This is a genomic window from uncultured Salinisphaera sp. (assembly GCF_964012375.1).
Taxonomy (GTDB): domain Bacteria; phylum Pseudomonadota; class Gammaproteobacteria; order Nevskiales; family Salinisphaeraceae; genus Salinisphaera.
In genome coordinates, this window is record NZ_CAXGSH010000058.1 from 1 (window position 1) to 25,072 (window position 25,072).

General features: G+C 64.4%; 24 protein-coding genes and 1 tRNA gene. 16 read left to right on the forward strand and 9 right to left on the reverse strand.

Going from position 1 to position 25,072, the window contains the following annotated elements; genetic code table 11:
* Window positions 1-227 precede the first annotated feature (227 nt).
* Both ABNU97_RS11155 and ABNU97_RS11160 read left to right on the forward strand, forming a co-directional pair.
* On the forward strand, window positions 228-1,523 hold the full coding sequence (locus ABNU97_RS11155; RefSeq protein ID WP_348766786.1) for an MFS transporter: 1,296 nt from the start codon (window positions 228-230) through the stop codon (window positions 1,521-1,523).
* Window positions 1,520-2,482, forward strand: a complete 963-nt coding sequence (locus ABNU97_RS11160) for an aldo/keto reductase (RefSeq protein WP_348766787.1) — start codon at window positions 1,520-1,522, stop codon at window positions 2,480-2,482. The genes ABNU97_RS11155 and ABNU97_RS11160 overlap by 4 nt, the downstream gene beginning before the upstream one ends.
* Window positions 2,483-2,612: 130 nt before the next feature.
* Here the strand turns inward: ABNU97_RS11160 and clpB are convergent, their stop codons facing one another.
* Entirely contained in the window at window positions 2,613-5,192 is a 2,580-nt protein-coding gene (gene clpB, locus ABNU97_RS11165; RefSeq protein WP_348766806.1) for an ATP-dependent chaperone ClpB, read from the reverse strand.
* A 225-nt stretch (window positions 5,193-5,417) separates the two neighbouring features.
* On the opposite strand from clpB, the gene ABNU97_RS11170 reads away from it, so the two are divergent.
* Both ABNU97_RS11170 and ABNU97_RS11175 read left to right on the forward strand, forming a co-directional pair.
* Window positions 5,418-6,158: an LOG family protein gene (locus ABNU97_RS11170; RefSeq protein WP_348766788.1), complete on the forward strand. Its 741-nt coding sequence runs from the start codon at window positions 5,418-5,420 to the stop codon at window positions 6,156-6,158.
* 5 nt (window positions 6,159-6,163) lie between these two features.
* Window positions 6,164-7,342 carry a M14 family zinc carboxypeptidase gene (locus tag ABNU97_RS11175; protein ID WP_348766789.1) on the forward strand — a complete coding sequence of 393 codons (1,179 nt, stop codon included), beginning with the start codon at window positions 6,164-6,166 and terminating at the stop codon, window positions 7,340-7,342.
* Window positions 7,343-7,383: 41 nt separating this feature from the next.
* Here ABNU97_RS11175 and ABNU97_RS11180 read toward each other — a convergent pair whose 3' ends face one another.
* Window positions 7,384-8,112, reverse strand: coding sequence for a TIGR04282 family arsenosugar biosynthesis glycosyltransferase (locus ABNU97_RS11180; RefSeq protein WP_348766790.1), 729 nt, complete (start codon window positions 8,110-8,112; stop codon window positions 7,384-7,386).
* Between the two features lie 50 nt (window positions 8,113-8,162).
* Between ABNU97_RS11180 and ABNU97_RS11185 the strand changes: the two genes are divergently transcribed.
* The 3 genes from ABNU97_RS11185 to madM all read left to right on the forward strand — a co-directional run bounded on the left by ABNU97_RS11185 (window position 8,163) and on the right by madM (window position 10,129).
* Window positions 8,163-8,238, forward strand: a tRNA-Ala gene (locus tag ABNU97_RS11185).
* 720 nt (window positions 8,239-8,958) lie between these two features.
* On the forward strand, window positions 8,959-9,369 hold the full coding sequence (gene madL, locus ABNU97_RS11190; RefSeq protein ID WP_293624040.1) for a malonate transporter subunit MadL: 411 nt from the start codon (window positions 8,959-8,961) through the stop codon (window positions 9,367-9,369).
* Window positions 9,362-10,129 (forward strand): malonate transporter subunit MadM, encoded by a 768-nt coding sequence (gene madM / locus ABNU97_RS11195; RefSeq protein WP_293624041.1) that lies wholly within the window; start codon window positions 9,362-9,364, stop codon window positions 10,127-10,129. The genes madL and madM overlap by 8 nt, the downstream gene beginning before the upstream one ends.
* Window positions 10,130-10,139: 10 nt before the next feature.
* On the opposite strand, the gene ABNU97_RS11200 is transcribed toward madM, so the two are convergent.
* A complete protein-coding gene (locus tag ABNU97_RS11200) occupies window positions 10,140-11,042 on the reverse strand; it encodes a LysR family transcriptional regulator (protein WP_348766791.1) in 903 nt (300 codons plus the stop codon).
* Window positions 11,043-11,155: 113 nt separating this feature from the next.
* Here ABNU97_RS11200 and mdcA point away from each other — a divergent pair, with 113 nt between their 5' ends.
* From mdcA to ABNU97_RS11240, 8 genes are all read left to right on the forward strand, one after another.
* Window positions 11,156-12,802, forward strand: coding sequence for a malonate decarboxylase subunit alpha (gene mdcA / locus ABNU97_RS11205; protein WP_348766792.1), 1,647 nt, complete (start codon window positions 11,156-11,158; stop codon window positions 12,800-12,802).
* Window positions 12,802-13,734 (forward strand): triphosphoribosyl-dephospho-CoA synthase, encoded by a 933-nt coding sequence (locus tag ABNU97_RS11210; protein ID WP_348766793.1) that lies wholly within the window; start codon window positions 12,802-12,804, stop codon window positions 13,732-13,734. The genes mdcA and ABNU97_RS11210 overlap by 1 nt, the downstream gene beginning before the upstream one ends.
* A complete protein-coding gene (locus tag ABNU97_RS11215) occupies window positions 13,715-14,023 on the forward strand; it encodes a malonate decarboxylase subunit delta (RefSeq protein WP_348766794.1) in 309 nt (102 codons plus the stop codon). Before ABNU97_RS11210 ends, ABNU97_RS11215 begins: the two co-directional genes overlap by 20 nt.
* On the forward strand, window positions 14,020-14,889 hold the full coding sequence (locus ABNU97_RS11220) for a biotin-independent malonate decarboxylase subunit beta (protein WP_348766795.1): 870 nt from the start codon (window positions 14,020-14,022) through the stop codon (window positions 14,887-14,889). The genes ABNU97_RS11215 and ABNU97_RS11220 overlap by 4 nt, the downstream gene beginning before the upstream one ends.
* Complete coding sequence (gene mdcE / locus ABNU97_RS11225; RefSeq protein ID WP_348766796.1) at window positions 14,886-15,701, forward strand: biotin-independent malonate decarboxylase subunit gamma; 816 nt, start codon at window positions 14,886-14,888, stop codon at window positions 15,699-15,701. The genes ABNU97_RS11220 and mdcE overlap by 4 nt, the downstream gene beginning before the upstream one ends.
* The gene (locus ABNU97_RS11230; RefSeq protein ID WP_348766797.1) at window positions 15,698-16,399 is read left to right on the forward strand and encodes a malonate decarboxylase holo-ACP synthase; all 702 of its coding nucleotides are present in this window, start codon (window positions 15,698-15,700) and stop codon (window positions 16,397-16,399) included. The genes mdcE and ABNU97_RS11230 overlap by 4 nt, the downstream gene beginning before the upstream one ends.
* Window positions 16,400-16,404: 5 nt before the next feature.
* Entirely contained in the window at window positions 16,405-17,334 is a 930-nt protein-coding gene (locus ABNU97_RS11235) for an acyltransferase domain-containing protein (protein WP_348766798.1), read from the forward strand.
* 245 nt (window positions 17,335-17,579) lie between these two features.
* Complete coding sequence (locus ABNU97_RS11240; protein ID WP_348766799.1) at window positions 17,580-18,797, forward strand: Bcr/CflA family multidrug efflux MFS transporter; 1,218 nt, start codon at window positions 17,580-17,582, stop codon at window positions 18,795-18,797.
* A gap of 78 nt (window positions 18,798-18,875) precedes the next feature.
* On the opposite strand, the gene ABNU97_RS11245 is transcribed toward ABNU97_RS11240, so the two are convergent.
* From ABNU97_RS11245 to ABNU97_RS11270, 6 genes are all read right to left on the reverse strand, one after another.
* Entirely contained in the window at window positions 18,876-19,556 is a 681-nt protein-coding gene (locus ABNU97_RS11245) for a hypothetical protein (protein ID WP_348766800.1), read from the reverse strand.
* Window positions 19,557-19,741: 185 nt separating this feature from the next.
* Window positions 19,742-20,170: an organic hydroperoxide resistance protein gene (locus ABNU97_RS11250; protein ID WP_348766801.1), complete on the reverse strand. Its 429-nt coding sequence runs from the start codon at window positions 20,168-20,170 to the stop codon at window positions 19,742-19,744.
* Window positions 20,171-20,276: 106 nt separating this feature from the next.
* Entirely contained in the window at window positions 20,277-21,029 is a 753-nt protein-coding gene (locus ABNU97_RS11255) for a dienelactone hydrolase family protein (protein ID WP_348766802.1), read from the reverse strand.
* Window positions 21,030-21,140: 111 nt separating this feature from the next.
* On the reverse strand, window positions 21,141-22,160 hold the full coding sequence (locus ABNU97_RS11260) for a GGDEF domain-containing protein (RefSeq protein ID WP_348766803.1): 1,020 nt from the start codon (window positions 22,158-22,160) through the stop codon (window positions 21,141-21,143).
* Between the two features lie 262 nt (window positions 22,161-22,422).
* Window positions 22,423-23,700, reverse strand: a complete 1,278-nt coding sequence (locus ABNU97_RS11265; RefSeq protein ID WP_348766804.1) for a GGDEF domain-containing protein — start codon at window positions 23,698-23,700, stop codon at window positions 22,423-22,425.
* A gap of 189 nt (window positions 23,701-23,889) precedes the next feature.
* The gene (locus ABNU97_RS11270) at window positions 23,890-24,840 is read right to left on the reverse strand and encodes a LysR family transcriptional regulator (protein WP_348766805.1); all 951 of its coding nucleotides are present in this window, start codon (window positions 24,838-24,840) and stop codon (window positions 23,890-23,892) included.
* A 104-nt stretch (window positions 24,841-24,944) separates the two neighbouring features.
* Between ABNU97_RS11270 and ABNU97_RS11275 the strand changes: the two genes are divergently transcribed.
* Window positions 24,945-25,072, forward strand: a 128-nt coding sequence (locus ABNU97_RS11275) for an NAD-dependent epimerase/dehydratase family protein (RefSeq protein WP_348766807.1), incomplete at its 3' end; no start/stop codon positions are given.

Consider the following 25,072-nt stretch of genomic DNA (forward strand, 5'->3'; position numbering starts at 1 on the left):
CTTGCGGGCCGGGGCTTTGCGCGCGCTTGATCGGCGTCAGTGTTCGCTACCGTGCCACTTGTTATTGGCTTGGGCACGCTACGCTCTCACTTGTCTGTCAATCACGCGCAAAGCACGCCGGCGCGACCGTGACAGGTTGTGCAGAGCTTCCCTAGGTAAGGTCTATTACTAATGCTTTCAATCGCGGCAGGCGGTATGCACAACACCTTCTCTCAGCAGGCAAAGATATGACCCGCCGGCTTGCACGGGCCCTCAAGCTCGAGCGCGGCGAATTCGGGCCGGTGGCCTGGTCGTTTGCCTATTTCTTCTGCCTGCTGTGCGGCTACTACATCCTGCGCCCGCTGCGCGATGAGATGGGCATCCAGGGCGGGGTAGACGCGCTGGCCTGGGTGTTCTCGGCCACGTTCCTGCTCATGCTGGCGGTGGTGCCGGCCTTTGGCTGGGCCGTGGCGCGCTTTTCCCGACGCGGCGTGGTGATCGCCAGCTATGGTTTTTTCGTCGTCAACCTGCTGGTGTTCTTCTTGTTGCTGCGCGCCGAGGTCGCGCCCACCTGGGTCGCGCGCGCGTTCTTCGTATGGGTGAGCGTATTCAACCTGTTCGTTATTTCGCTGTTCTGGAGCGTGATGAACGACATGTTCGACCAGGCCCAGGCGCTGCGTCTGTTCGGCCTGATTGCGGCGGGCGGCAGTCTCGGCGCCATCGCCGGCCCGGGCCTGACCACGCTGCTGGTCGAATACCTCGGGCCGGTCAATCTGTTGCCTTTGTCGGCGGCGCTGCTGATTGCGGCGGTGGTCTGTGCGCTGCAGGTCATGCAGTGCACCGGTGGTCGCAGCGGCGCGCCGCCCGCCGCGCGCGTGCGCAGTGAAAGCGTATGGGCCGGCGCGACCCATGTGGCCCGCTCGCCGTACCTGCTCGGCATCTGTGTGTTCATCGTTTTCTATTCGGCGCTGTCCACGTTCTTGTATTTCGAACAGGCACGCATCGTCGAGAACGCCTTCGACGACAGCGCACAGCGTACCCAGGTGTTCGCGGCGATGGACCTTGCCACCAACAGCCTGACCCTGGCACTACAGTTCTTTGCCACGGCGCGCCTGGTGGCCTGGCTGGGCCTGCCGATCGCCCTGGCCATGATTCCCGTCGCGGTCGCGGCCGGCTTCGGTGCGCTGGGCGTGGCGCCCACGCTCGCGGTGCTGGTGGTCTTCCAGGTGGCGCGGCGTGCCGGCAACTATGCAATCACGAAGCCGGCCCGCGAAATGCTGTTTTCGGTGGTCAGCAGCGAAGACAAGTACAAGGCCAAGAACTTCATCGACACCGTCGTCTATCGCGGCGGCGATGCAGCCAGCGGCTGGCTTTTCACCGGTTTATCGGCCGTCGGGCTCGGCCTGTCGGCGCTGGCCTTCGCCGCGGTACCGTTGGCAACGCTCTGGGCGCTATGCGGCCTCATGCTCGGGCGCGCACGCCGTGCCCGCGAACAGGCAAACCACGAACACACCCCAAACCAACCGCACCGAGGTGGACTATGAGCCGAGATGATTCGATATTCGACAAGCCGTTCAGCCGTCGTCGCGTGCTCGGCTATGGCGTGGCCGGGGCCGGCCTGGCTGCGATGCCCTGGCAGCTTTCGCTGGCTGCACAGATCGAGGCCGAAGCCGCCGACCAGGCCATGCGCCAACGCGCAATCCCGGCCACCGGCGAAAAGATTCCGGTTATCGGCATGGGCTCGTCCGGTTCCTTCGAAACCCGCGACCCCGCCACGCAGGCGGACCTGGCCGAGGTGATGAAGGAGTTCGTGGCCATGGGCGGCACGCTGGTCGATACCTCGCCGTCCTATGGCAACGCCGAAACCAATATCGGCGATATCGCCCGGCAAACCGGCGTGCGCGACCAGCTGTTCATGGCCACCAAGGTGCGCAAGCGCAGTCGCGAGCAGACGCTGGACCAGTTTCGTGCCTCCATCGATGCGCTGGGCGAGCCGATCGATCTGCTGCAGATCCACAATTTCATTGGTCTGGACAACCAGTGGGCGACGCTCAAACAACTCAAGGAAGAGGGGCGGGTGCGCTATATCGGCATCACCCATTATCTGACCAGCGCCTTCGACGAGCTGGAGCACCAGATGGCGACCAAGGACATGGACTTTGTCCAGTTCAACTATTCGATCATCACGCCCGATGCCGAAAAACGACTGCTGCCGTTGGCCGCCGACCACGGCATTGCGGTGCTGGTGAACCGCGCCTTCAACGACGGCCGCATATTCGGCCAGACCCGGGGCCAGGCGCTGCCCGAGTACGCGAAGGAGTTTGACTGCTTCTCCTGGGCCCAGTTCGCGCTCAAATACGTGCTTGCCAACGAAAGCGTCACCGCCGTGATCCCGGCCACCAGCGACCCGAAACACCTGCGCGATAACATGCATGCCGGCTACGGCAAACTCCCTGATGCTCAGATGCGCAAGCGCATGCGGGAAACGATCGCCGAACTGTGACCGGGCCCCACGCGGCTGCTGTCAGAGGGACACTGGCGTTCTCGGCCTGGCGCTAGGTAAAACGGCCTGCATGAAAAACTCACCCGCGCTACAACCGTAGGCGCGGGTGAGTTCGGCTTGGCCGCCTTCGTTACGCGGCCTTGTCGAAATGCAGCGCGGTGTCCTCGCCGAGATCGACCTTGACCGTATCGCCGGCCACGAACTCGCCGGACAGTATTCGCTTGGCGAGCGGGTTTTCCACCAGCGTCTGGATCGATCGCTTGAGCGGGCGTGCGCCGTATACCGGGTCGAAACCGGCTTCGGCGAGCTTGTCGAGCGCGGCATCGCTGACCTCGAGCGTGAGTTCGCGTTCCGCCAGGCGCTGATGCAGTTCGCGCATCTGGATTCTGGCGATCGAACGGATTTCGCTCTGGCCGAGCGGGTGGAATACCACCGACTCGTCGATACGGTTGATGAATTCGGGCCGGAAGTGCTGGGCAACGACTTCCATCACCGATTCGCGCATGGTGTCGTAGCTGGTGTCGGACAGCTCCTGAATGAGCTGGCTGCCCAGATTCGAGGTCATCACGATCACGGTATTACGAAAGTCCACCGTGCGTCCCTGACCGTCGGTAAGCCGCCCGTCGTCGAGCACCTGCAACAGGATGTTGAACACATCGTGATGCGCCTTCTCGACTTCGTCGAGCAGGATCACGGAATAGGGCTTACGGCGTACGGCCTCGGTGAGATAACCGCCCTGTTCATAGCCCACATAGCCCGGCGGCGCACCGATCAGGCGCGCGACCGAGTGTTTTTCCATGAACTCGGACATATCGATACGCACCATCGCCGATTCGCTGTCGAACAGGAAGGTGGCAATCGACTTGCACAGCTCGGTCTTGCCCACGCCGGTCGGGCCGAGGAACAAAAACGAGCCGATCGGCCGGTTCGGGTCCGACAATCCCGAGCGCGAACGCCGGATGGCGTCGGATACCGCCGCGACCGCTTCGTCCTGGCCGATCACCCGTTCGTGCAGCGAGTCTTCCATGCGCAGCAGCTTGTCACGCTCGGCTTCGAGCATGCGATTGACCGGGATGCCGGTCCAGCGTGACACGATCTCGGCGACTTCTTCGTCCGTGACGTTGTTGCGCAACAGCTTGGTGGCCGCCGGTTTTTCCTCGGCTGCCTGGGCTTCGGCCAGTTCGCGTTCGAGCTGCGGGATACGCCCGTACTGCAGCTCGGACATGCGGTCGAAATCGCGGGCGCGCTGGGCCGCCTCGAGTTCCTTCTTGGCCTGCTCGAGTTCTTCGCGTTTGTTGGCGGCACCGGCAACCGACGCTTTCTCCGATTTCCAGATTTCTTCCAGATCGGAATACTCGCGTTCGAGCTCGTCGATTTCCTCGTCGAGCTTATCCAGCCGGCTCTTGGAACCCTCGTCGGATTCCTTGGACAGCGCCTGTTTCTCGATCTTGAGCTGGATGAGACGACGATCCAGCCGGTCCAGCTCTTCGGGCTTGGAATCGATCTCGATACGGATCTTCGAGGCCGCCTCGTCGATCAGGTCGATGGCCTTGTCGGGCAGCTTGCGATCGGTGATATAGCGCTGCGACAGCTTGGCCGCGGCGATGATCGCACCGTCGGTGATATCCACGCCGTGGTGGACTTCGTAGCGTTCCTTGAGCCCGCGCAGGATGGCGATGGTGTCTTCCAGATCCGGCTCGTCGACCATCACCTTCTGGAAGCGACGTTCCAGAGCCGCGTCCTTTTCGATGTTCTCGCGGTATTCGTTGAGCGTGGTCGCGCCGATGCAGTGCAGCTCGCCACGGGCCAGGGCGGGTTTGAGCATGTTGCCCGCATCCATCGAGCCTTCGGCCTTGCCGGCGCCCACCAGCGTATGGATCTCGTCGATGAACAGGATGATCCGGCCTTCCTGCTTGGACAGGTCGGAGAGCACGCCCTTGAGACGGTCCTCGAATTCGCCGCGGTATTTGGCGCCGGCAATCATGCCGCCGAGGTCGAGTACCAGCACGCGCTTGTCGCGCAGCGATTCCGGCACTTCGCCATTGATGATGCGCTGGGCCAGCCCTTCGACGATGGCGGTCTTGCCCACGCCCGGCTCGCCGACCAGGGTCGGGTTGTTCTTCGTGCGGCGCGAAAGCACCTGGATCACGCGGCGGATTTCCTCGTCGCGGCCGATCACCGGGTCGAGCTTGCCCTGTTCGGCGCGCTCGGTGAGGTCGATGGTGTATTTGTCGAGCGCGCCGCGCTGCTCCTCGGCGTTGGCATCGTCGACGTTTTCGCCGCCGCGGATCTTGTCGATCTGTGCGGTCAGCTTGTCGCGGGTGGCACCGGCGTTCTTGAGGATGGTGCCGGCTTCGGACTTGTCCTCGAGCGCGGCGAGCACGAACAGCTCGCTGGAGATGAACGAATCGCCGCGCTTCTGGGCCAGCTTGTCCGACAGGTTGAGTACGCGCACCAGCGCCTGGCTCGCGCCCACGTCGCCTGTGGCCTGGCCCACGGTGGGCAGATCGTCGAGCGCCTTGAGCAGGCGGTTACGCAGGTCGCGCACGTCCAGCCCGGCGCCGTCGAGCAGCGGGCGCACGGTGCCACCTTCGGTATCGAGCAGCGCCAGCAGGACGTGCACCGGCTGGATTTCGTTGTGGTCACGGCCCACGGCCAGGCTCTGGGCCTCGCCGAGAGCGCTTTGGAGCTTGCTGGTGAGTTTGTCCATTCGCATGTGGTGCTATCCCTCTTTGACTGGTGCGGCACAGCGATTGCGATGGCTGTGCCTAGTATTACGTCCTGTTATAGGTCCGATCGCAAACAATTCAACCATCGTTTGAAACATGACGAATTGATTCATGTCAGCACAGATCGCCGGCGGCCGTTTTCACGCTGATATACTCGCGCGAGCGCCGAATCCGGCACACGACGATTTGACCTCACCGGGGTTTGAATGACCAAGGCCTATGAAGACGCTGAGTTCATGCTCAGCGATGAGGCGCGCTCGCTGCGCCTTCTCTCCGAATATCTCGAACCCAGAGCGCGGTTGAAAGAACTCAATGTGCATCGTGCGTTGATATTCTGGGGCTCGGCGCGTCTGCGTCCGATCGAACCCGATCCGGTCGACGATACCGTGGACTTCTATGCAGAAGCCCGCGAGCTGGCAGCGCGAATGACGCGCTGGACCATGCAGACACACGACGCCGATTCCCATTACTATGTGTGTACCGGCGGTGGGCCGGGCATCATGGAAGCGGCCAATCGGGGGGCGGCGGACGTCAACCGCGATCTGTCGATGGGCTACAATATCGAGCTGCCGCATGAGCAGGGGGCGAACGCGTATATCAGCGATGAGCTGAACTTCGAGTTCAAATACTTCTTCATGCGCAAGTTCTGGTTCATGAACGTCGCCAAGGCGCTGATCATATTTCCGGGCGGCTTCGGCACCATGGACGAACTGTTCGAGATGCTCACACTGATACAGACCGGCAAACAGCCGCGTATCCCGGTTGTACTCTATGGTAAGAAGTTCTGGGATCGACTCATCGATTTCGATGTGTTCGTGGAAATGGGGCTGATAGCAGAGCGCGACATCGACCTGTTCTATCGGGCAGACTCGGTCGATGACGCATTTGATTTCCTCACCGATGCGCTTGCGCAGGATACGGTGACCGCACAAAGCCGGCACGGCTGACTGTCATGGCTAACGGATCTTTCAAGAAAAAGGGCAGCGCCCAGGGCGGCGCGAATCCGAATCCCAAGGTGCTCGTCGCCGGGTGGATCGGCAGCATGGTGCTGGTGGCACTGGTCACCGTACTGGTCACCTATAATTTCTCCGATGAGGGCTCCGAGCCGGAGGCCAGCGCGCCGGAACAGGTGGCACAGAACCAGCCCGACAAGGAGGTGGTGGAATCCTCTGCCGACGCCCGCATCGAGAGTCCACAAGAACCGGGCGATGACCAGATGGCCGCCAACGAGTCGGCGCCCGAGCCCGAGCCACCGCAGTTCATGCCCAATCTGCAGTTCATCGGCCGTCAGGGCATCGTCCAGCTCGCCGGCGCGAACATGCCGCCGAGCGATGTGGTGGCCGGCTGGTGTCGCGAGCTTGCCGAGCGCGTGGACGGTGTGGATACCTCGGACTGCATGTCCGGCGCTTTCGCGGACTCGGGCCACAAGTCGGTTAACGGCCGCCCGCTGGTGATGCGCAAGATCGAGCCCTCCAAGCAGCAATCCCAGTCGGGGCGGGTTCTGCTGATTGCCGCCACCCACGGCGATGAACTCAGTTCGGTCGGCACGGTATTCAGCTGGATGAACATCATCGCCGACAAGGGCACGCCGTATGCGTGGCAGGTTGCGCCGGTGCTCAACCCGGACGGTCTTTTCCACGAGCCGCCGACGCGTGTGAACGCCAACGGTGTCGATCTCAACCGCAATCTGCCCACCGCCGGCTGGGCCAAGGAGTCTCGCGATTACTGGCGCCGCGTCGGCTTCGAAAAACGTCGTTTCCCGGGTGAAAGCGCGGGCAGCGAGCCGGAAAACAAGTGGCTGGCCGAGCAGGTTCGCGAGTTCAAGCCGGATGTGATCATCTCGCTGCATGCGCCGTACGGCCTGCTCGACTACGACGGCGACTTTCCCGCGCCGCGCAAGATGGGGAGCCTGAATCTGCATCGCCTGGGCGTCTATCCCGGTTCGCTGGGCAACTATGCATCGCGTATGCAGGGCATCCCGGTGATCACGGTGGAACTCGATAACGCCGACGAGGCACCGGGCGAGCAGGAAATTGCGCAAATGTTTACCGACCTGAACGAATGGCTGGATCGTTATTTCCGTAGCGTGCGCCAGGCCAGCGCCGGCAACGGCGCCGCCGAAGCCGGCTAAGAGCGCCTCCTGTGCCGTGCCGTGCCTGCGTGGCGCGGCGGCTATTCGCCCGGATCGTAAGAAGGTCCGGGCGCTCCGAGCCCCGGCATGCTCGCCGCCCGTGCCAGCGGGGCGCGCAGCCCCCGCGATAGCTGATGCCAATCCCGGCCCTCGTCGATATCCCGGCGCGCGGGCAGGCGCTCGAGATCGAGCCCCAGAGCCAGAGCGCGCGTTCGGGTAGTTCGCGCCACCCGCGAGGTACTCCACGCCGGTCCACGGAAAACGCGGGCGTTGGCCCGGCATAGCCCGATCGCCCAGTAACCGCCGTCGTGTGTGGGCGCTAGCCATGCGCTGTGGCCGTGCCTGAGCTGCGCGAGGGCCTGATCCAGCCAAGAACCTTCAAGCTCAGGTTGATCGGTGCCCATGAGGATCACCCGGTCGCTCATTTGCAGGGCCTGACGTACGCCCTGGGCCATGCGATAGCCGAGAGGCCCATTGGCCTGGCGCCGTCGTGTGACGCCATAACGCGCGGCCAGACGTACAAACATGGGGTGGCGCGGGCTTGGTGAACAGGCCAGCGTCACCCGGCCGGGCGCCAGGGCACAGGCACGGGCCACCGCGTGTTCAAGCATCGCGCGATACAGCCGCGTCGCGCGTACGTTACCGAGCTGGCGCGCCAGGCGCGTCTTGCACTGGCCGACGATCGGCGTCTTGGCGAACACCCAGATCGCGAAATCCGCTCGTGGCGGGCTTTGCGGCTTTGCAGAAAAAAGGGGGTTGGCAACAGGCATAAGCCTGCTATCATACGCCGCTCGCTCGCAGGGATGCGGGCACAGAATCTGGGGCCGTAGCTCAGTTGGGAGAGCGTCGCGTTCGCAATGCGAAGGTCGGCGGTTCGATTCCGCCCGGCTCCACCAGTCTGCAAAAAGGCCGCTCATCGAGCGGCCTTTTTCTTGCGCGTAATTAATGCGTTTCGCAAGGCCAGGGTGGTGTGGCCCAGGCAGACGTGCCATCGTGCTTCGGCTTCAAGCCGCGATGCCGGTGCCGGGTATCGCGCCGCAGAGCGCCGTGGGCCGGCTAAAAGCCTGTGCCCCGCCTGTGCCCCGAGCCGCCCGACGCGATGAAGGCAGCCAATAGCTCGTTTCCTCTCGGCCGGATAAGCGCAGCGCACCATCGGCGTCGCGCCCAGCGCGGGCGGAGGCACGGCCGCATCTGCGCCATCTTCTCGTCGCCAACCGAAGATCGTCATCCAGGCTGGCCACAGCGCCAATCTTTATTGCTGTGCTGAAAGCCGATATCGCCAGGGCCGAATCCCCCGAACCGAATCCCCAAGCCCGGTGCCCCCGATAAAGACTGCGTGCCCGCGCCCGGGGCGGATCGGCTCATGGGCGGCAGCCCCTGTCGGCGTGATACCGAACCGTTGATTCCACGCGTTGGCGTGGCGAACGACCGTCGGGTATCGCCTCGAATGCGCGTATTTCCTATGACCATCGTCGTAGGTACGGTCTTCCAAGCGCCTGATTCAGCGAGGCATTTATATTCAGGCTAAGACGCTTAACACAGTATTCGTTGATTGGGCGCACGCGGCTGTCGTTCACTCGTCGTACAACGAAAATGACACAACGAGAGGAGGAGCCATGATCATTTATGGTGTGGCGTTGCTGGCCGCCTGCATGCTCGCGGGCAATATCATCGGCGAGCTCATCGGCATGGCCATCGGCGTGAGTTCGAACGTCGGCGGCGTAGGCCTTGCGATGTTGCTGCTGGTGTTCGTGGTTTACCGGCTACAGAAAGCCGGTTGCCTGGATACCTCGTCGCGGCGCGGCGTCGAATTCTGGAGTTCGCTGTATATCCCGATCGTGGTGGCCATGGCGGCCAGCCAGAACGTGGTGGGCGCGGTCACCGGTGGCCCGGTCGCTCTGGTGGGCGGCCTGGCCGTGGTGGCCGTGAGCTTTGCGCTGGTACCGGTCATTGCGCGTCTGGGCCAGGGCAAGTATGCGGTGGCCCTGGACGATATCGAAACCGAGCGGGGTGATCGCGATGCATGAACGCCTCGTTGACGTATTCACCAGCAACGGCCTGATTACCGCTTTTGCGGCGGTGGGCCTGCTGATGCTGGTCTGCAATCTCGTATCCAAGCACCTCACCGGCGGGCGGATTCACGGCTCCGCGATCGCCATCGCGGCCGGGCTGGTGTTGTCCTATATCGGCGGGGTGGCGACCGGCGGCGAAGACGGGCTGGCCGACGTGGCCCTGTTTTCCGGCCTTGGGTTGATGGGCGGCTCGATGCTGCGCGATTTCGCCATCGTCGCCACGGCCTTCGGCGTCGACGTGGAGGAGCTGCGCAAGGCCGGCCTCAACGGCGTGGTCGCCTTGTTCGTAGGCATCATCATGCCGTTTGCGCTGGGTGGGGCCATTGCCTATGCGTTCGGCTATACCGACCCGGTATCGGTCACCACGATCGGCGCGGGGGCGGCGACCTATATCGTCGGCCCGGTGACCGGCAGCGCGATCGGTGCCAGCTCCGACCTGATCGCGCTCTCTATCGCCATCGGGCTGGTGAAGTCCATCTCGGTGATGATCATCACGCCGGCCGTGGCGCGTTCGATATCGCTCAACAATCCGTCGGCCGCTCTCGTTTTCGGCGGCATGATGGGCACGACCAGCGGCGTGGCTGGCGGCCTGGCGGCCACCGATGCGCGCCTGGTGCCCTACGGCGCGATGACCGCGACCTTCTACACCGGGCTGGGCTGTCTGCTGGGGCCGTCGGTGCTGTATCTGGTGGTGCGTGCGCTGCTCGGCGGCTAAGGCGGGCGTGCTAGCCGGTGACCGCGATCGCGGCCTTTTCGAGGGCCGCGATGCGTTCATCCGCGCGCCGCGACTTCAGATAGCACAGGCCGATGGTCTGGGTGACGCGCTGATTCTCGACGACAGGCGAGAAGGCCAGCGCGCCGGGGTAGATGTCGTCGATGCGTTTGGGCAGCAGGGCGTGGCCCACGCCGCCCTTGACCAGGCTCGTGAGCGTGAATATGTCGTTGGCCCGCAGGGCTACGCGAGGCGTAATGCCGGCCTCCAGAAACATGCGATAGCTGTCGCGTCCGGTAGAAAACTCCTGCGACAGCATCACGAAAGGCTCGCCGTCGTAGCGGCGCAGGTCGACCGGCGCATCGCCCGCGGACTTGGCATCGGCGGCCTGGGCAAGATGGATTTCGTCGTCGAACAGCGTCTTGACGATGCGATGTCGACGCCGGCTCAGCTCGTGCACGCAGATCAGCGCCGCGTCGATATCGCCGGCCTGAAGCTTGTCTTCGAGATCGGCGTTGGAGCCCAGTACCAGCTCGATATCGCAGTCCGGCACCTCGGCCTTGAGCGCGTTGATGATGCGCGGCACCACGGCAACGGTGAGCGAGTAGAGCGAGCCGATACGAAAGATGCTGGGCGAGATGCCGGCCGCCGAGCGGGTATCGTCCACGCTGCGCTGGATGCGTTCGATGATGTCGCTGGCGTGGCGTTCGAGCACGAAGGCCGAATCCAGCGGCTCGAGCGAGCGGCTGCGGTGGGCGAACAGCGGACAGCCCACGGCGGCTTCCAGCGAATGGATGGCCTTGTGCACCGACACGCTGGACAACGACAAGGCCTCTGCGGCCCGCGCCAGATGGCGTTCGCGCATGAACACGAGAAAGATCTCGAGTTTGCGCAGAGTGATTTCATCGCTGCTCACAGGTATTCCCCGAGACGTTGCCGTTCCACGTTAACGAAGCAAACAACAGGTTTATTGAACCGGTGCGTAGCGCATTCTAACGTGAGCGTGCTCCGCGCAAGCCAGGACCCCTTATGACACAACGCCAATGGACAACGCGCCGCGACGACAAGCAGGCCCGCATCGGGCAGGTTGCGCCGTGGCTCACCGGCAAACAGCTGCCGGCCGAGCGCATCACCGATGCCCTGTATGCGCTCATCGCGCCGGGCGATCGGGTGATCGCGGAGGGCAACAACCAGAAGCAGGCCGATTTCCTGTCGCGGGCGCTGGCGGAGCTCGACCCCGAGCGCATCCACGATCTGCACATGATCCAGCCCAGCGTCGGCCGGCCCGAGCATCTGGCGGTGTTCGAAAAAGGCATCGCGCGCAAACTGGACTTCGCTTTTTCCGGCACCCAGAGCCATCGTATCGGCGCGCTGATGATGGACGGCACGATCGAGGTGGGTGCAATCCATACCTATATCGAACTGTATGCGCGCCTGTTCGTGGACCTGATCCCCAAGGTCGTGCTTACCGCCGCCTTCAAGGCCGACCGCGACGGCAATCTCTATACCGGGCCCTCGACCGAAGACACGCCGGCGCTGGTGGAAGCCGCGGCCTTCTCGGGCGGTATCGTCATCGCCCAGGCCAACGACATCGTCGACGACGTATCGCAGCTCGACCGTGTCGATATCCCTGGCTCCTGGGTGGACGTGGTCGTACAGGCCGACAAGCCGTTCTATATCGAGCCGCTGTTCACCCGCGACCCGCGCCATATCACCGACGTCCAGATCTTCATGGCGATGATGGCGCTCAAGGGCATCTATGCCGAGCACGGCGTGCAGTCGCTCAACCACGGCATCGGCTTCAATACCGCGGCCATCGAACTGTTGTTGCCGACCTATGGCGAAAAACTCGGTCTGCGCGGCAAGATCGTGAAGAACTGGGTGCTCAATCCCCACCCCACGCTTATTCCGGCGATCGAATCCGGCTGGGTGGAAACGGTGCACTGCTTCGGCACCGAACTGGGCATGGAAAACTATGTCGCGGCCCGGCCGGACGTGTTCTTCACCGGCGCGGATGGCTCGCTGCGTTCCAATCGGGCGTTCTGTCAGCTTGCCGGCCACTATGCCGCGGATATGTTCATCGGCTCCACGCTGCAAATGGACGGCGACGGGAACTCCTCGACGGTCACCACGTCGCGGGTATCCGGCTTCGGCGGCGCCCCCAATCTGGGCTGCGACGCGCGCGGGCGTCGCCATGCCACGCCGGCCTGGGCCGATCTCGCCCCCAGCACCGACCCGATGGCGCGCGGGCGCAAGCTGGTGGTGCAGATGGTCGAAACCTTCCAGGCGGGTTTGAAACCGACGTTCGTGGACCGCCTCGACGCGGTCACCGTGGCCGAGAAAGCCGGCCTGGATCTGGCGCCGGTCATGGTCTATGGCGACGACACCACCCATCTGCTCACCGAAGAAGGCCTGGCCTATCTCTACATGGCCGAATCGCTGGACGAACGACGGGCGATGATCGCGGCGGTCGCCGGCGTCACGCCGCTGGGTCTAAGCGCCGACGCAGCCACGACCAAACGTTTACGCGAGCAGGGCAAGGTCCGTACGCCCGAGGATCTGGGCGTGAGCCGTACCGAAGCCACGCGTTCGCAGCTCGCGGCAAGCAGCATCGCGGATCTGGTCGACTGGTCCGGCGGGCTGTACGAGCCGCCGGCGCGTTTTCGGAGCTGGTGATGACGATCGCAACGACAGGCGCATCGGTACGTGTCGATACGCTGGCCGGCGTGCTGGCGCGCGCGGCCAGCGACGCGCTGCGCGCGGAAGTGGACCTCACCCCCAAGCCGGGGCTGGTGGACCGCCGCGGCAGCGGCGCGCATCGGGACATGAATCGCGCCCTCATGCATGCCTCGGTGGATGCGCTCGAAGTGGGGTTTTACGACATGGCAGCTGCCTCCATCGAAGAACACGACCCGGCCACGCTGCGTGCCGAGCTCGGCCTGCTTGGCCGCGAAAGCGAAGCACGCATGATGCTTGCCACCGACGGCGTCAATACCCATCGCGGTGCCATCTGGTGTCTGGGACTGATCGTGTCGGCCGCGGCACGCCGCCCGAGTCGATGGCATGCGGATACGCTGTTGGCAGAAGTGGCGGCAATGGCCGGCATCGACGATCCGGCCGTATCGCCGGCGCGTCGCTCGAACGGCCAGCGCGCCGTACAGCGTTATCAGGTCGCCGGCGCGCGCGGCGAGGCCTGTCGCGGTTTCCCGCCGATACGCGAAGCCGGCTTGGCCATGCTGCGTCGGGCAAGAAAGGCGGGCTGCAGCGAACGCGTCGCCCGACTGAATGCGCTGCTCGCCATCATGACCGTGCTCGACGATACCTGCGTGCTCAGCCGGGCCGGGCGTGCCGGTCTGCTGCGCGTGCAGGGCGGGGCGGCAACGATTATCGAGCGCGGCGGCGCGGGCACGCGGGCCGGGGCACGCGAACTCGCGCGCTTCGATGGCGAGCTATTATCTATGAATGCCTCGCCGGGCGGCAGCGCCGATCTACTCTCGGCCACTCTGCTTATCGACGCACTGGAAAACGCGGCCGGTCGCGACTGGCCGCTGCGCTGCAATGGCGAACAATCCGCCCAGGAGAATGAATATGCAACGCTTATCGCTTGATTATCCGGCCGGTGGCCCGGCCGCGAAGCGGGCGCTGGCCGGCGTGGTCGGCTCCGGCGATCTGGAAGTGCTGCTGGAGCCGGCCCAAAACGGGCGTTCGACGGTAGCGATCACCACGTCGGTCGACGGCGTGAACGATATATGGACAGCGGTGATCGATCGCATCTTCGCCGATGCCGATCAGCCGGCGGTCGCGCTCGAGATCAACGACTTCGGCGCCACGCCGGCGGTGGTGCGGCTGCGTATCGCCCAGGCCATGGAACAGGCCGCCAGCGCCGGGAGGACATGATGGACAGCGCAGACCTATTGCAACGCGAAAGCTTCGTCGAAAAGAGCGCCCGCCAGCGGGTGCAGTATCTAGTCGACGCCGGCAGCCTGCGGGAACTGCTCGACCCCTTCGAACGCCTGAGTTCCCCCTGGCTGCCCCTGCAGGACATCGTGACCCAGGCCGACGACGGTGTGGTCATTGCCCGCGGCACCATCGACGGCGTGGTCGTCGTGGTTGCCGCGATTGAACCGGCGTTTCAGGGCGGCTCGATGGGCGAGGTCGGCGGGGCGAAGATCGCCGGCGCGCTGGAGCTCGCACTCGAAGATGCACGCGCCAAGACCCCTGTCGTGCCGGTAATTTTGTTCGAAACCGGCGGCGTGCGCCTGCAGGAAGCCAACTGCGGACTTGCGGCGATTGCCGAAATCCATGCCGCGATCGTTGCCCTGCGTGAGCATGTGCCGGTGGTTGGCGTGATCAGCGGGCCGGTGGGCTGTTTCGGCGGCATGTCGATCGCGGCCGGGCTGTGCTCGACGCTGATCGCCACCCGCGAAGCCCGGCTGGGGCTCAACGGCCCGCAGGTCATAGAACAGGAGGCCGGCGTCGACGAATTCGACTCCCGCGATCGGCCCATGATCTGGAGCCTGACCGGCGGCGCGCAGCGCCATGCCACGCATTTCGTGGATACGCTCTGCGACGACGACAGCGCCGAAATTCGTGCCGCCGTCGCCAACGCGGTGGCGCGACCGGTGGGCGATCTGGCTCGCACCCAGGCGGTGGACGCGCATCTGGAAAGGCTGCGCGCTCTGGATACCCAGCGCCGCGCCGACGCCGCATGGGCGCGCGAGGTCATGGCGCAGGAAATTCACGGCTCGGGAGATCCGTCATGAGTACACAAGAGCAGGGCTCGCGGGGCGCGGCATGGCTCGCCGCGCTTACCGACAATGCCGCCCGCGTTGCGGGCTTTCCGGCCAGCGTGCAGGTCGTCGATGGCGCGATCGACGAGCGCAGCGCGCGCTATATCGCGGTCGTGCCCGATGCCGACAACGCCTATCCGCGGGCGCGCGGCGGTGAAGTCGGTCTGGTCGAAGGCTGGGCGCTGGCCCAGGCGGTCAGGCAGGTCGTGGCCGCCGACGCCGGCGCAGCGCAAAAGCGCGCCATCGTCGCGGTCATCGATGTGCCCAGCCAGGCCTACGGGCGCAGCGAGGAAGCCTTCGGCATCCATCAGGCGCTGGCCGCCGCGGCCGAGGCCTATGCCGTGGCCCGCGAGGCCGGCCATCCGGTGCTCGCGCTGATCGTGGGCAAGGCCATGTCGGGTGCGTTTCTGGCCCATGGCTATCAGGCCAATCGATTGATCGCGCTCGACGATGCCGGCGTGCAGGTTCATGCCATGGGCAAACAAGCCGCCGCCCGAATCACCCAGCGTACCGTCGAAGGCGTGGAACAGCTGGCCGAAACGATCACGCCCATGGCTTACGACATCGCCAGCTTCGATCGCCTGGGCCTGTTGTTCGCCCGGGTGTCGGTCGCCGATGCCGACCGGCCAAGCGGTGAGGATCTGGACCGGATACGCCAGACCCTGGAACGGGCGCTGGCCGACATCGGCGAGGATTTCAGCTTGGCAGCGCGGCTGCACGCCGACGGTCGGGCGGCGTCGGTGAAAGTGCGCGAGCGCCTGCGTGCGCAGTGGAGCGGCGATTGAAATCCCGCGCGTTGTCCGGTTACAGCGAAGCGGTGCCCAGCCAGGGGATGGCGCGTCCGCACGATCTGCTGTGGTGCGTGGAGCAGCGCGCGGGCGATGATGCGCCGGCCTGGGCCAACCCAATTGTTGCCCGGGGTGGACCGTTCGTGGTGCGGCGCGCGCCACGCGTTTGCGACCGCCTGCCGGTGGGCGTACGCGGTGCGCAGCGCAATCAACGTTTCGCCACGACCATCGCCACAGAACAGGTAATGAAAACCGTGACGCCGGAGCAGTGCGCGGCGGTTATCGAACAGCCCACGGCAGAACGCCGACGGGCCATCCCGGCGCTCGCGGCACTGCCGGCGCTGGCCGCCGCGCTGGACGCGCACGGCCAGTGCTGGGGATTGACCGGCGCCGTCGGCTACGAGCTCGCCACCGGCGAAGCCAGCTGCCATGCCGCGTCGGATATCGATGTGCTGCTGCGGCTGCCGCAACGGCTCACCCGCCGCGATGCGGCCCGGATCGTCGCCTCGCTGGCCGCGCTCGCGGCGCGCTGCGATATTCAGATGGAAACGCCGTCCGGCGGGGTGGCACTGGCCGACTGGGCGGGCGACCACGACAAGGTGCTGGTCAAAAGTGATCAAGGGCCCTTTCTTTGTGCCGACCCCTGGGCAGAGTCCGTGCCCCACCAGCGGGCCTCGTACACGGCCGCGGGCTGATTGCCATGGGCGTCGTATTTACCTTTGCCGGCCAGGGCGCCCAACGCGCCGGCATGCTCGCAGAACTGCCGGGTAGTATGGCAGTGCGCGATACATTGGCCGAAAGTGCGGATGTTCTGGAATGCGAAGTGGCGGCGCTGGATACGGACGATGCGCTGGCCGGCACGGAATCGGTCCAACTGGCTCTGACCGTTGCCGGCGTTGCTGCGGCCCGGCATCTTGTCGCCGAGGCAGGCGCGCCCGACGCGGTGATGGGGCTTTCGATCGGGGCCTGGCCCGCGGCCGTGATCGCCGGCGCGATCGACTATGCCGATGCGCTGCGCCTGGTTGCCCTGCGCGGTCGGCTCATGGCCGAGGCTTATCCGCAGGGCTACGGCATGAGCGCGGTGATCGGCCTCGACGAAACAACGGTTCGGGCACTGATTGCCGAGCTCTATCGTGACGACGCGCCGCTGTATATCGGCAACATCAACAGCGATACCCAGATCGTGGTCGCGGGCGGCGACGCCGGGCTGGAACGCCTGGCCGATAAAGCCACCGAACGGGGCGCCGCACACGTACAGCGCCTGGACATGGCCGTGCCGTCGCACTGCGAATTGCTCCAGGCCCCGGCGCAGCGCCTGGCCGAGGCGGCGGCCGATACGGTATTCAATGCCCCGAGTTGTGCCTATTTCAGTGCGAACCGGCGGCGCCGGCTCTGGCGTGGTGCCGATATTCGCGACGATCTGATCTACAACATGGCGCGCACCGTGCACTGGGCGGCCAGCGCGCGCATCGTGCACGAAGCCGGCTACGAACTCGCGCTGGAAATGCCGCCCGCGCGGGTATTGACGCGCCTGCATCCGGGCATGGATGGCCCGGGCGAGGCCGTGGCCGTCATCGATGCCGGCTGGCATAATGCCGCGGCCCTATTGGCCCGGCACCGAAACCGCTGACTGCGTCAGCAGTTTCCAATGCCGTGGAACGAAAGGCCGGCCGCTGTTCGTCGTTTCGTCCAATGGCTTCACGACCGTTGGCCGTGGCGCGTGTGCTGTCGCACACGCGTGATATCCACCCGAAAAATCAACGATTGAATAATCTATTTTAGGGCCGGGTTAATAATCCGGCGCGCCCCAGCGGGCTGACCCTGCCGCCGCGCCTGCGGCGCTGCCGGCGCCCCGCATCCCAAGGAGCCGCCTGCATGGCCACGTCCCTCGAAAGCCGCGCGGCATATTTCGTATTCATTGCCGTACTCGGCATGCTGACCGCGGTTACGCCGTTGTCGATCGATATGTACCTGCCGGCGATGCCGGGCCTGGCTCGAGAGTTCGCGGTCGATCCGGCGTACGTACAGTACAGCCTGAGTCTATTCTTCCTGGGTCTGGCGGCCGGCCAGTTGACCTACGGTCCGCTCTCCGATCGCTACGGGCGGCGGCCGATACTGTATTTCGGCCTCGGCCTGTATCTGGTCGCCTCCGTCGCCTGTGCCCTGTCGGAGTCGGTCGGCATGCTCATTGCCGCGCGTGCCGTTCAGGGCTTTGGCGCGGCGGCCGGCCCGGTCATGTCGCGGGCGATCGTACGAGATCGTTTCCACGGCTCGAAGGCGGCGAGCGTGATGTCGTTCGTGGTAATGGTGATGGCCACCGCGCCGTTGCTGGCCCCCATTGTGGGTGGGCTGGTGCTCAAATTCGCCGCCTGGCAGGGGATTTTCTGGCTGCTCTGCGTTTACGCGCTGATGTGTCTGGTCGCGTTGACGGTGCTGCTGGGGGAATCGCATCCGCCGCAGCGGCGTATCCGCGATCGCAGCCTGCTGGCCCAGTACACGGGATACCTCGCGCTGCTCAGGCGCGGCCCGATCGCGCTGTTTCTATTGTGCGGCGGGCTGATGTTCGGGGCGCTGTTCTCGTACGTCGCGGCCAGTTCGTTCGTCTATATCGAACAGTTCGGGATCGACGAATCCCTGTTCGGCTTTTATTTCGGGGCCAATGTCTTCGCCATGCTCATCGGCACCGCCAGCAACGGCCGGCTGGTGATGTTTCTCGGCTATCGCATGCTGCTGGGCGTGGCCGTGCTGAACACGATGGCCTGTTCGCTGGTGCTTCTGGCGACCACGCTGACCGGATTCGGCGGCTTCTGGGGCGTGGCGATACCCTTGTTTTTCCTGCTATCCACGGTCGGTGTGGCCGGCGCAAATACGGTTGCGGGTTTGCTCGATCTGGCGCCGGATGCAGCGGGTGCGGCCTCGGCACTGTTCGGAGTGGTGCAGTTTTCCTGCGGCGCGGTGGCGACCTGGGCGGTGGGCGCGTTCGGCGGCGATGCCGTGGCCATGGCCGCGGTGATGTGCCTGGCCTCGGGCGGGTCGACAATGGCGTATATCGGGCTGCGGCTATTCACGTCCGCGCAGCCTGCTCAGCGCTGAGGGCCCGCCGTGGGCCGGTAGAAACGGGCGCGCGCGCTGCGCTTTCGGGCCGGGCTGGGCGCGCCGATCACAGCACGCCTAAAAGGCGACGATCAGCCCCATCCCGAAGGCGATATCGTCGCGAAAGTCGTCGTCTTCGTTTTCGATCAGCCGGTCGTCATTCAGGCCAAGCCCACCCAGCAGGGCGACGCGCTGGTTGATCCAGTTCTGCTTCATGAAGCCACGCAGGCCGTATTCGGACTTGAACAGGTTATAGCTTTCGACTTCCGGCGCCTGCTTCTGAAACTGGCTTACATCCAGCGGGTTGGGCCGGGTCCTGGTGGTCGCGGCTGCGGCCTGAGCGCGCGCCGCATGATCGGGCGCGTCGAATGCGTTCTGGACGTTCAGGTCCAGTGTCTCGTTTGGGTCGTTCTCGACAAACGCGTCGCTGGTTTGAGCATCCACGCTCTTGGCCGCGGGCGCAGGCTTTGCTGTCTTCCGGGACGGCGCAGGCTCATGCTCGACGAGGCGATTCGCGCCGTCGAGGCGCAGCGTCATTTCTGTCACCGGGCTGGGCGCGGGCGTTGTGACCGCGGGTTCTGACCGTTCGACCGGCCCCGGTTGCGAAGCACTCCAGCCCTGCGGCGCGTGAACGGCCGGCTCCTGTGACTGCTGACCGTACCACCAGGTGCCCGCGGCAAGCGCGCCGACCACCGTCAACGACAGCGCGGCGATATTTCGGGAACGAGCAAAGGCGTGCGTTTTCATCGCTTCATCCATGACTGAACGTCAAAGAAGCCGGATATTCCGTATTCGGGTCAGATAGTTCAAAACGTATCATCGCGCGATTTCGCACGCTGCACAATACGTAACAAAACGGGCGGCTCGTGGATCGCGAACCGCCCGGGGCGCGCGTCGTCATCGGCGACGCACGTTTACCGCGTATTGTATTGACGTCGGCTGAGCTAGACCTGAACGTCGAGCGTGACGTCAATATTGCCGCGCGTGGCGTTGGAATAGGGGCAGACCTGATGGGCCGCCTCGACCAGCTTGTCGGCTTCACCCTTGTCCATGCCCGGCAGCGAGATATTGAGTGTGACCTCAATGCCGAAGGCCTCGCCGGAGGGCCCGATGCCCACGTCGCCGGTCACGCTCGTGTCCTTGGGCAGTGACACTTTCTGTTTGCCGGCCACCACCTTCATCGCGCCAATGAAGCAGGCCGAGTAACCGGCCGCGAACAGCTGCTCGGGATTGGTGCCGTCGCCGCCGGCGCCGCCCAGCGCTTTCGGTGTATCCAGTTTGAGATCGAACTCGTTGTCGGCGCCCGTTGCTCGGCCGTCGCGTCCGCCTGTCGCCGTGGCCTGGGCCCGATAAAGAACCTTGTCTACTGCCATGTCGTGATCCTGTTTCTGAGTTATTCGTGGATGAATATTGTGCGCAATATGATTCGATTCAAGAACGCCCCGCAATTGCGCCTGCCCAGCCTTGCCACGGCAAGTTCTAGGCGGTCGTGCCCAGACATTCTTCGAACAGGGTCAATAGCCGTTTGAAATGACGGGCATCGGCACGGGCGTCGTAGACGGGCGCATCCTTTGCGGTATAGCCGTGGCCGGCGCCTTTGTAGAGTTCGGTACAGAAATGCACGCCGGCTTCGGCCAGGGCCTGGTCGAGCCGTGCGATCTGGTCGGGTGGCAACAACGTATCGCCGTCGGCATGCCCGAAATATAGCTGTGCCTGAATCGATTCCACGTCGTGAATGGGGCTGTCCGGATCGTCTGCCTTGGCAAGATTCGCGGAGTGGAAACCCGCGGCCGCGGTGATGCGTTCCGGGTGCCAGGCCGCCATGCGCAGGGCGAAGGCGCCGGTCATGCAGTAGCCCACAACACCCACGGTAGCCGAATCGAACTCGGGGGCGTCGTCGACGGCTGATAGCCAAGCGGCAAAGTCCTGGCGTTGTGCTGCAGGGGTCAGCTGGGCGGCGTATTCGAACAGCGTGGGACGGACGTCTTCATCGCGAAAAGACTTGCCTTCGGGAACTACCGCACCGTGGCCATGGCGATAATAGACGTTGGGCAGGAGCACCGCATAACCGCCGTCGGCCACGATCTGGGCCTTCTCGTGATAGCAGGGGCGCAGTCCGCCGATGTCGGTGAGGAGGATGACCGCGGGCAGGGCGCCAGGCGCATCGGCGGGCGTAAAAACATGGGCGTCGATACGGCCATCGGCGCTGTCGATTTCGATACGATAACTCATGGGCTACGACCGGCTCGCAAGCGAATAGACGTGCTATTTCTACGTTGCCACAGGCCGATTCGCAAGCTGGAGTGCAGCCGTTCTGCAACGTGCCGACTCGCGACGTACCGCTCAACCGATGACTTGGTTGCGCCCGCCGAGCTTGGCGCGGTAGAGATTCTGATCGGCCGCGTGGAGCAGGTTATCAAGCGGCTCATCGGCGTCGCGGCTGACGGCAATACCGATACTCGCGGTCAAGCGCAACACCACCTCGCAATCGTGACACGCAAGCGCTTCGATGGCGGTGCGGGTGCGTTCTGCGAGCTGGCGCGCGGCGCAAAAATCCGTGTCGGGCAACAGGATGCAGAACTCTTCGCCACCGAGCCGAAAGACGAAATCGGCATCGCGCATCTGTCCTTTCATGGTCTTGGCTACGGCGCGTAATACTTTATCGCCGGCCCGGTGGCCATGGTTGTCGTTAATGCGTTTGAAGTGATCAAGATCGACCATGAGCATGGCCATTGGCAGTCGGGTGGCGGTCATATGGCGCGCATAGATCTGTTCAAGGCGGATGCGATTAGGCAAACCGGTCAGGGCATCCGTCGAGGCCATACGCCGCAGGCGGCGTTCGGCCTCGCCCCGACTGCCTTCGTATACGTACGACAACAGATAGCTACAGCAGGTGATCGTAACCATGTTCGCGATCGATCCAGGATTGGCAAATACCGGATCGGTACCGAAACGCCAGATGAAGATCGCCGCTGCCAGCGGCACGAATACCGCGCATAGCACGCCGCCCCACAAACGCCCGATCAACAGATGCGCAACCACGGGCATGAGTAGAACCCAGCCGAAGACCGATACCGAGGTTTCGGGCGTGATCAGCGCATAGCTCACACCGCTATACAGTACGATCAGATACCCCACAGACCAGCGTTGAAGACGTGGCGTACGCCGGACGACGGGTAGCAGAGCCAGCGCAAAGGTCGAGACGGCGACTTCGACGGCCATCAACATGTATTTGCCGGCGAAGAAGTTGATGACGATGAAAAAAATGCCGAACAGCGCGGTAAACGCGAGCAGCACCAGCAGCAACGCGCGCCGATGCCGGTGAAAGGATAGCGAGTCGTCCGGACCGATCGGGGCGTTCATGCGTATGCTCGTGCCGGCCGCCGAATGTTCGCCGGCCAAGCGACATTCGGCAACGAGTTCGTGTTGCCAATGCCCTGCTCGTCAGGTTGGCTGGGCTTGATCGGCCGCATGCGTGCTCCCCTGGTGATAATCACGGCCGGCGCTCCCTGGTTTGCTGCTAGAAATGTCCGTTGCCGGTATGTTGCAGTCTGCCCTGTGGTTTAGCAGGCCGCATGTGGCCCGGGCTGGCAAGCGGGGAAAGGCCGGTAACCAGGCCGCGAAATTAACTGGCGATACTCACCCGGCAGCGACCGCCACGCTTTGCCTCGTAGAGGGCGACGTCTGCCCGATTCAGGGCTTCGCGCCACTGGCCCTTCTCGAATTCCGCATAGCCCATGCTGGCGCTCAGCTTGAGGCCGTCTATACCATCGATACGGGTCTGGTCGAGGGCCCGCACGAGACGCTCGATGGCCGGATTGGTGGCATCGTTCTCGGCCCCGAGCTCGAGCAGCACCAGGAACTCGTCGCCGCCCCAGCGGCACACGATATCGCGTTCGCGCGTGGCCTCGCGCATACACTGGGCCACCGTCTGGATCAGCCGGTCGCCGGTTGTATGGCCGTAGTCGTCGTTGATCTTCTTGAAGTGATCGAGGTCAACGAAAAGCAGGCCGCCGCGAGCTTGCGCGCCCCCGCGGGCCATATAGTCTTCAAGGTAGCAGCGGTTATAAAGGCCCGACAGCGCGTCGCGATTGGCGCGGTCGGTGACAGACCTGAGCTGGGCGTATTGGCTGCGCTGCTCGCCGAGGGTCACCGAGTAGTGCCAGACCATCACCGCACAGGCAAAGGTCTGAAACAGCACGGCGGCCAGCGCCAGCGTATCCATGGGCAGCAGCGACAGGCCGAGTTCACGCAAGGCGTCGTGTATGCCGCAGAGCAGGAACACGGCAAATCCGAAACCGGTTACTAGCGAGATGCCCGCACTCTTGCGGGCCGGGGCGTGCCGCAATATGCGGTAGCTGACGACGGCAAACACGGCCAGACAGCCCGCGAAGAAGGGCGCCGCGCCCGCGCCGTAGTCGAGAAATATGTTGGCCCGGGTAATCGTGAGCTGTTCGCTGGCCACCACCAGATAGGCGTTGTCGAACCACGGCAACAGGGCAGCACACAGACCAACGCCGTAGACCCCGACGAGCAGCCGGCGCGCGGGCCAGCCCTCTTGCGTCATGCAGCGGTAAACGAAGAAATAAGCCGCCAGCGCGAGCGGGAGTACGGCGATGGCAGTGCGGTAGGCGAGCTGTACCACATCGTCCCGAGCCAGCATCGTCGCGACGATGACTACGGTATCGGCCACGATATAGCCGGCGGCAAAGAAATTTGCGATCGTGAAATGCAGGGCGGTCGGCGCATACTGGTCGCGACGCTTGTATAACGACAGCGTCAGCACGACCAGCACCGCGGTCAACGCCAAAGTCGCGCCCGCGGTTAGAATTTTCAGCCACAGCGCCCATGCGCCTAAAGAAGACGCTGTGTCTGCGCCCATGGCGATATATGCCTGCGGCATGCTTATACCGTGGTCCCCGGCCCCGTCCGAGGATCATAGCAGGATGCTTCACGCGCCGGTGCAATACATGGCGCGCAACACATCGCCTGTCGTTACGGGCGTTTTTCTGGAGCCGGCAGATGCGGCGGGCGCTTTTCATGCGCGCTCGTGCAACGCGCCTGGTTGGCGGCCGCTGGCAAGGGGAAAGCGTTAGCGGGTTGCGCTCCGCCAGCGATCCCAGAGCGGCGGGTCGCCGATCTGTTCGAGCACGTGATTGACGAAGGCTCGTGTCTTGGGCGGGGCGAGCTCGCGCTCGGCATACAACATGTAAATCAATCGTTGCTGCGGCGTGACTTCCCATTGCCAGTCTTCGAGCAGCGGTACGAGCGTGCCGGCGGCCAGCTCGCGGTCGATCAACCAGCTTGGGAAGAGCACGAGGCCGCTGCCCGCCAGCGCGGCTTCACGCAGGCTGACAGCGTCGTCGCTATAGAGAGGGCCATCGACGGTCAGCGGCGTATAGGCAGCGTCGGCGTGTGAGCGCCAGTACCACTGCTGGCGGCCGTAGTCGCCCTGGTAACGCAGACAGGCATGGGCGAGCAGGTCGGTGGGGGTTTGCGGCGCGGCGTGTTGCGAAAGATAGCTCGGCGCGCCGGCGACGATATAGCGCATCGGTGCGAGCGGACGTGCGATCAGAGCGGAGTCGGCGGGCTGGCCGACCCGGAAGGTGACGTCGTGGGCCCGGCGTACCGGATCCTCGAAGCGGTCGGACAGGCGCAGGTCGACCCGGATCTGGCGATAGCGCGCCTGAAAGCTGCCCACGAGCGCCATGAGCTGGCGCTGGCCGAAGGCAACCGGTGCATTCACGCTGAGTACGCCCGCCGGCTCGGCCTCGTCGCTGAACAACGTTTCGGTGGCGGTATCGATCTGTTCGACCAGAGGCCGCACCGCGTCGAGATAGAGCCGACCGGCTTCGGTAAGCGATACCGCCCGCGTGTGTCGATAGAACAGGCGCTGGCCCAGCGCCCGTTCGAACGCGGCGATCTCCCGCGATACCGCGGATACCGAGCGCTGGCTTCGTTGCGCGGCCGCAGTGAAGCTGCCGGTTTCGGTCACCGTCTGCAGCAGCCGCAGGGCATTGAGATCGAGTGCGTTGCGTTTCATGCAATAACCAATTGCGAAGTTATCGATTGTAGCAAGTCGCACAGGCCGGATACTGGGCACGTCACTCAAGCAGCTCCTGCTGCATCGCTACAAGAGGCTCTATCATGCAAAAAGGAACCGCGCTCGTCGTTGGTGCCACCGGCATCGTCGGCGGTAATCTTGCCGCCCATCTCGCGGCCAGCGGCTGGACCGTCTATGGCCTGTCGCGGCGGCCGGCCGATACCGGCGGGGT

Excerpts from the sequence above, each read along its gene's own strand:
- ABNU97_RS11155 (WP_348766786.1), top strand. The coding sequence starts at position 228 with ATGACCCGCCGGCTTGCACGGGCCCTCAAGCTCGAGCGCGGCGAATTC.
- ABNU97_RS11160 (WP_348766787.1), top strand. The coding sequence starts at position 1,520 with ATGAGCCGAGATGATTCGATATTCGACAAGCCGTTCAGCCGTCGTCGC.
- clpB (WP_348766806.1), bottom strand. The coding sequence starts at position 5,192 with ATGGACAAACTCACCAGCAAGCTCCAAAGCGCTCTCGGCGAGGCCCAG.
- ABNU97_RS11170 (WP_348766788.1), top strand. The coding sequence starts at position 5,418 with ATGACCAAGGCCTATGAAGACGCTGAGTTCATGCTCAGCGATGAGGCG.
- ABNU97_RS11175 (WP_348766789.1), top strand. The coding sequence starts at position 6,164 with ATGGCTAACGGATCTTTCAAGAAAAAGGGCAGCGCCCAGGGCGGCGCG.
- ABNU97_RS11180 (WP_348766790.1), bottom strand. The coding sequence starts at position 8,112 with ATGCCTGTTGCCAACCCCCTTTTTTCTGCAAAGCCGCAAAGCCCGCCA.
- madL (WP_293624040.1), top strand. The coding sequence starts at position 8,959 with ATGATCATTTATGGTGTGGCGTTGCTGGCCGCCTGCATGCTCGCGGGC.
- madM (WP_293624041.1), top strand. The coding sequence starts at position 9,362 with ATGCATGAACGCCTCGTTGACGTATTCACCAGCAACGGCCTGATTACC.
- mdcA (WP_348766792.1), top strand. The coding sequence starts at position 11,156 with ATGACACAACGCCAATGGACAACGCGCCGCGACGACAAGCAGGCCCGC.
- ABNU97_RS11210 (WP_348766793.1), top strand. The coding sequence starts at position 12,802 with ATGACGATCGCAACGACAGGCGCATCGGTACGTGTCGATACGCTGGCC.
- ABNU97_RS11215 (WP_348766794.1), top strand. The coding sequence starts at position 13,715 with ATGCAACGCTTATCGCTTGATTATCCGGCCGGTGGCCCGGCCGCGAAG.
- ABNU97_RS11220 (WP_348766795.1), top strand. The coding sequence starts at position 14,020 with ATGATGGACAGCGCAGACCTATTGCAACGCGAAAGCTTCGTCGAAAAG.
- mdcE (WP_348766796.1), top strand. The coding sequence starts at position 14,886 with ATGAGTACACAAGAGCAGGGCTCGCGGGGCGCGGCATGGCTCGCCGCG.
- ABNU97_RS11235 (WP_348766798.1), top strand. The coding sequence starts at position 16,405 with ATGGGCGTCGTATTTACCTTTGCCGGCCAGGGCGCCCAACGCGCCGGC.
- ABNU97_RS11240 (WP_348766799.1), top strand. The coding sequence starts at position 17,580 with ATGGCCACGTCCCTCGAAAGCCGCGCGGCATATTTCGTATTCATTGCC.
- ABNU97_RS11245 (WP_348766800.1), bottom strand. The coding sequence starts at position 19,556 with ATGGATGAAGCGATGAAAACGCACGCCTTTGCTCGTTCCCGAAATATC.
- ABNU97_RS11250 (WP_348766801.1), bottom strand. The coding sequence starts at position 20,170 with ATGGCAGTAGACAAGGTTCTTTATCGGGCCCAGGCCACGGCGACAGGC.
- ABNU97_RS11255 (WP_348766802.1), bottom strand. The coding sequence starts at position 21,029 with ATGAGTTATCGTATCGAAATCGACAGCGCCGATGGCCGTATCGACGCC.
- ABNU97_RS11260 (WP_348766803.1), bottom strand. The coding sequence starts at position 22,160 with ATGAACGCCCCGATCGGTCCGGACGACTCGCTATCCTTTCACCGGCAT.
- ABNU97_RS11265 (WP_348766804.1), bottom strand. The coding sequence starts at position 23,700 with ATGCCGCAGGCATATATCGCCATGGGCGCAGACACAGCGTCTTCTTTA.
- ABNU97_RS11270 (WP_348766805.1), bottom strand. The coding sequence starts at position 24,840 with ATGAAACGCAACGCACTCGATCTCAATGCCCTGCGGCTGCTGCAGACG.